The sequence below is a fragment of the Companilactobacillus futsaii JCM 17355 genome, assembly GCF_001435505.1.
GTDB classification, from domain to species: Bacteria; Bacillota; Bacilli; order Lactobacillales; family Lactobacillaceae; genus Companilactobacillus; species Companilactobacillus futsaii.
Genome location: NZ_AZDO01000078.1, coordinates 1 through 4983, shown reverse-complemented (window position 1 = coordinate 4983; position 4983 = coordinate 1). Strand labels below are relative to the sequence as shown.

5 protein-coding genes are annotated in these 4983 nt (G+C 32.7%); 1 reads left to right on the top strand and 4 read right to left on the bottom strand.

What is annotated here, in order from left to right; translation table 11 throughout:
• Positions 1-68: 68 nt before the first annotated feature.
• The 3 genes from FC88_RS06240 to FC88_RS06230 form a co-directional block, all read right to left on the bottom strand.
• Positions 69-1508: a nicotinate phosphoribosyltransferase gene (locus FC88_RS06240; protein WP_057813872.1), complete on the bottom strand. Its 1440-nt coding sequence runs from the start codon at positions 1506-1508 to the stop codon at positions 69-71.
• A 346-nt stretch (positions 1509-1854) separates the two neighbouring features.
• A complete protein-coding gene (locus FC88_RS06235) occupies positions 1855-2160 on the bottom strand; it encodes a hypothetical protein (protein ID WP_057813869.1) in 306 nt (101 codons plus the stop codon).
• A 13-nt stretch (positions 2161-2173) separates the two neighbouring features.
• Complete coding sequence (locus FC88_RS06230; protein WP_057813867.1) at positions 2174-3139, bottom strand: 2-hydroxyacid dehydrogenase family protein; 966 nt, start codon at positions 3137-3139, stop codon at positions 2174-2176.
• A 182-nt stretch (positions 3140-3321) separates the two neighbouring features.
• Here FC88_RS06230 and FC88_RS06225 point away from each other — a divergent pair, with 182 nt between their 5' ends.
• On the top strand, positions 3322-4263 hold the full coding sequence (locus FC88_RS06225; RefSeq protein ID WP_057813865.1) for an NAD(P)H-binding protein: 942 nt from the start codon (positions 3322-3324) through the stop codon (positions 4261-4263).
• A gap of 64 nt (positions 4264-4327) precedes the next feature.
• Here FC88_RS06225 and FC88_RS06220 read toward each other — a convergent pair whose 3' ends face one another.
• A complete protein-coding gene (locus FC88_RS06220) occupies positions 4328-4885 on the bottom strand; it encodes a hypothetical protein (RefSeq protein ID WP_162256534.1) in 558 nt (185 codons plus the stop codon).
• Between the last annotated feature and the right edge of the window lie 98 nt (positions 4886-4983).

The following is a 4983-nucleotide window of genomic DNA, read 5'->3' as shown; positions in this document are numbered from 1 at the left end:
CAATCCATGATTTCTTAAAACTTATAAAAATGTCTAACTTTTTTATTGCACTTCAAGAAGACTCTTTTTTAAATAGATTTTTGATTACGTTTAATTAAATTCATTTTCTGATCGTATAATTTCTGCGACAAATCAACCGGATACTCTTGAGGATTCAATTGACGTTTATATTCACTCCAAAGTCCTTCAAGTTCAGTTGCAGTGAAATTCCTAATTTCTTTTAATGATGGCTGTTTGTAGACTAATTTGCCTTCGCGAAAAATTTCATGCAACAAAGGTCGAGCTTCAAATGAACCAACTGTCTTATTTATGTATGGTACTTTTGGATTAAACATATAGATGCTTTCCATAGTTCGTGGATCTTCGTCAGCGAAAGTCACGTAATCGCCTTCAGATTTACCATCACATTTACGAGTGATCCGCCACACTTGCTTTTTACCAGGGGTGGATATTTTGTTTGCATTATTGGATAACTTGATTGTACCTTTTAGATTACCATTATCATCTTCAACAGCAACCAATTTATAAACCGCACCTAAAGCTGGTTGATCAAAGCTCGTAATTAATCTGGTGCCAACGCCCCAAACATCGATCTTGGCATCTTGCATTTTTAAATTCATTATCGTCTGCTCATCTAAGTCATTTGAAGCAAAAATTTTAGCATCATAAAAACCTGCTTGGTCTAACTGCTTTCGAACAGCCTTAGATAAAGCTGCCATATCACCGGAATCGATTCGGACTCCTAAAAAGTGAGTCTTATCTTTGAATTCTTTTGCAACTTTTATTGCGGCGGGAACACCACTTCGCAAAGTATCATATGTATCTACTAAAAAGACACTATTTTCGTGTGTTTTAGCGTATGCTTTGAAAGCTTCATAATCATTGCCAAAAGACTGAACTAATGAATGAGCGTGAGTACCACTTACTGGTATATCAAACTTTTCACCAGCTTTGACATTACTAGTGGCATTAAAACCACTGATGTAAGCTGCTCTAGCTCCCCAAATGGCTGCGTCGGCTTCTTGAGCTCTACGGGTTCCCATTTCTAATAACGGATCATCACCAACAACATTCTTGATTTTCGCTGCTTTGGTTGCAATTAGAGTTTGATAATTGACAAAATTTAACAACGCCGTTTCAATTAATTGTGCATCTACAATTGGACCTTCAACCTGTATCAAAGGTTCATTAGCAAAGACGACTTCACCTTCTTGAACTGATCTAACAGTGGCGGAAAAATGATACTTCGATAAATATTTTAAGAAATCCTCTTTATAACCTATTTTTCTTAGATAATCGATATCTTCTTTATTAAAATTAAGGTTTGTTAAATAGTCAATAATCCGTTCTAATCCAGCAAAAATAGCATATCCATTTTTAAATGGTAACTTTCTAAAATACAATTCAAAGACAGCCATTCTATGAGCCACATTTTGCCGCCAATAAGTTTCAATCATATTAATTTCGTATAAATCTGTATGTAGCGTCAAGTTGTTACTACTTTGCATATTGCTTGCCTCCAAATTAAAATCTTTATTTGATTTAATAGTTTAGAGGATAATTATATTAAACTTAAGAACATTATTGACACTCTGTATTTTTTTGGACAGTATTACAAAATTGTAGTTTTTTAGTTAAAAAAAAGCCACCTACCCTCTTTTCAAAATTGGATAAATTGCTCTTATTTTTTATATAAAATATGTCGACCTACTAAAATCAGCAAAATTGTAATTATCAAATATTGCATCCCAAAATGAAATGCAGTGGGGATCGATATTATCACCAAGCATGAAATGAGAAAAAATAAAACCAACAAGCTTACTTTTTTCATAAAAATGTCCCCCATCCCGCTTTCTAAATATAATTATAACTTTTCAAAACATTAAAGGAATTCTGATCAGCTGGTTTAAAGCCTTGCTTAATCATATCCCCAACATAAAGACGATTGTAGAAGAAGGCAAATACAAAGGTAACCAAAAAGGCTCCACCACCCCAAGTGAATGATCCAAAGAGTATTTCTGCCAAGACTATGACACTGGCCCATTTAAAATCACCACGAAAAACAGGTGTCCAAAAGCCAAAAATCATTTCTGTCCACGAATAACCAATTTTAACGGTTTTATAGGCACTTCTTTTTTCATTAACTAAATTAGCAAACATTTATTTCTCCTTATTATTTGTCATTAACAATATATTTGATTGACTGGTCATTTACTGCAGCAATCACATTTTCTGCAACGATCACGGCCATCGCATCACGAGCTTCAATAGTGGCATTTCCAAGATGTGGTGTCAATAATACGTTTTTCATTTGTTTTAATTTTTCTGATACCTCTGGTTCATTTTCGTATACATCTAATGCCGCACCTGCAATAACGTGATTTACTAATGCATTCGTTAAAGCCTCTTCATCAATAATAGGACCACGAGCCGCATTAACTAAAATAGCACTATCTTTCATTTGTTTAAATTCTTTAGCTCCTAGTAAATGCTTAGTATGTTCATTCAATGGTAAATGCAAAGTTACAATATCGGATTTTTCTAGGAGTTCATCTTGTGAAACAAATTTAGCTCCTAATTCTACTTCACGACTAACCGGTAATTGATGATGTTGCGTATAAAGAATTGGCATGTCAAAGGCGTGCATTCTCTTGGCAACCGCTTGACCAATTTGACCCAAACCAATAATTCCCAAAGTCTTACCTTGTAATTCATGTCCTAAGAAGAATAATGGTGCCCATCCATTAAAACCGGTTGTTCTCATCAGATGATCACCTTCAGCAATTCGATGCATCAATCCAATAATTAATCCAACTGTAGACTCTGCTGTTGAAACCGTCGAAACCATTGGTGTATTCGTAACTGGTATTCCTAATTTTTTTGCATAATTTGTATCAATATTATTAGTTCCAGCACCAAAATTAGCAATCAATTTTAACTTAGGTGCATGATTCAGTACATCACGATCAACCTGTGTTGAAAGTGGTGTTATTAGAAAATCACTATCAATTACGCTTTCTTTCAAAGCTTCTGTACTAATTAATTTATCATCAGTATACATATCAACTATTAAATTAGCTGCTTTCAATAAAGCAACTGCTTTATCTGGAATTTTTCCCGCGATAAATACCTTTGCCATCGCTTACCCTCCACTACTTGAATAACTTTATTTAAGTATGAGCCTTGATATTTTTTCTGACAAGTTTTTGATTCTCAAATCAGTCTTAAAAACCAGTTCACAATATATAATTAAATTTTTTTGACATGAAAAAGTTTTTTTTATTACAATGAAATCGTGTACATTATTTAATGGAGGCTTTTATGAAGAAAATAGTAGTAAATGGAATAGATGGAAATTTTGGCTCATTAGTAGCAAATTACGTACAAAAATTAATTCCAAAAGAATATTTAGTATTTACAGCACCTCGTAAAGATAAATTAAAGAAATATTCTGATCAAGGAATCAAAACCGCTGTAGCTGATTTTAATAATCCTGAAACTTTGGTCTCAGCCTACAAAGATGCAGATAAAGTATTATTAATTTCGATGCCTTTCGTTGGTAAAAAACGTCGTCAAGCACATAAGAATTTTGTTGAAGCTTGTGTTAAAGCACACGTTAGTCAAGTAATTTATACTTCAGTACTATCTGCCGGTAATCCTTTCAATCCAAGCGTAGAAAATGCAGACCATGGCTATACTGAATCTATTATTCAAAATACAGATTTAGACTACATTTTCTTACGTAATTCATTGTTTGCTGAAGCATTCATTTCAGATTACATGCGTGCTGTTAACAGTAATGAAGATAGTATCGAAAAGAATATGGGTGATGGCAAAGTTTGGTTTATATCAAGACGAGACGCTGCTTTAAGTGCTGCTTGTGCGTTGAATAACGATTTATTGCACCGTGCTATTTTAAACATTAACGGAATTGAACCATTTACTTATGATAAATTCTTAAAGGTTGGTAATGAAACTACTGGCAATAATATTAAATACATTAGAAAAACTGATCAAGAATTATATGATTATTTTGATAGTATTGGTGTTCCCCGCGATACTAATGGTGACTTTTCAAAGAGTCCTATTCAAGCAACTTCTGAGGGTATGGTAACATTTGGCACTACTGTTAGAGAAGGATATTTAGACGTTCCTGTTAGTGATTTTAGTAGACTAACTGGTCATAATCCAATCACTATTAAACATATGTTTGAAAATAAAGATGATTTTCTATTGGGAGATCGTCATTCTACAGAAAAGTAATCTAAAAAGTTCATTGACTTATTAATCCTAAGCCAATGAACTTTTTTATTCACATTAAATTTAATTAGTATGTACTTTTACCGTTATCATCTACATGATTAATTACCAATGATGGAATAGTTATTTGTCCCCCCATTGTAGATTCATAACTCTTCAATCCCGCAGAAATACCATAAATGATCACACTATCATCTTCTAAAATATGAGTATCATGCAATATACTAGTAGGCACAATGCAATACACGATTGTATCATGATCATTATTAACAGCAACGCGTAATTCTGTCATCTTATCATCTTCTATTACTTGAACAACTTCACCAGCAAACTTCACTTTTTTTCCGGTATATTCTTTTGGAGTTCTAGCAAGGTTTTCATAAGTAATTGGAGAATCATAATCAGATGCTACAAATTTATTTTCAATTTTCTCAGCTTCTTGCTCTGGTGTAGATTTTTCTACCTTTTTCTTCTTTTTTATCTTAGGATGTTTCTTCTTGCTTTCAACCTTATTATCTTTCTTTTTTTGGATTTTTGAATTTCTTACATGTGAAGAATTACTATTTTTATTACCATTATTTTGTTCAAAAAAGATAATAACAAATAAAATGCAAATAATCCCCACGGCATTCAACCAAAATTGCCATTTTTTATAAAATTTTTCTTTATGGCAGATTGCAAGAAATAACCGAACACTTTTTAAAACTTAATATTTTCCATAAA